The sequence below is a fragment of the Cellulomonas sp. P4_A2 genome (assembly GCF_056402515.1).
This window is the reverse complement of the sequence record NZ_JBFUHG010000210.1, coordinates 1-375: the sequence shown is the minus strand read 5'-3', so window position 1 is coordinate 375 and position 375 is coordinate 1. Positions and strand designations below refer to the sequence as shown.

Genomic DNA, 375 nt, shown 5'->3' with positions numbered 1-375 from the left:
GTCCTCGGCGCCGCCCTGTCGATCGGCCTCGTGTACGTCCTCACCACATACGCCATGTCCGTCTACTTCGGGCCGGACAAATTCTCCGGATTCGGCGCTTCGGGAGCGGCGTCATGGGAAGGCATCGCCCGCGCCTCGTTCGGATTGTTCTGGGTGCTGCTCTTCCTCGCCGTCGTCAACTCGACCGTGGCCAACGCCAACGCGTGCGCGAACGTGTCGACGCGTACGGCCTTCGCAATGGGGCGCATCGGAGTGTTCCCGCAGGCATTCGCCCGGCTCCATCCCCGCCGCCGCTCCCCCGTCACCGGAGTGGCCGCGCAGTTCGTGATCGCGGTCGGAGCGACGCTCGGGCTCGGCTTCGGCTATGACCCGGTG

Annotated in this window: 1 pseudogene; it reads left to right on the top strand. The window is 68.0% G+C overall.

Annotated features, from left to right (window positions below):
- Nucleotides 1-375: pseudogene (locus AC1DUE_RS20760) on the top strand (hypothetical protein); the annotation flags it as partial.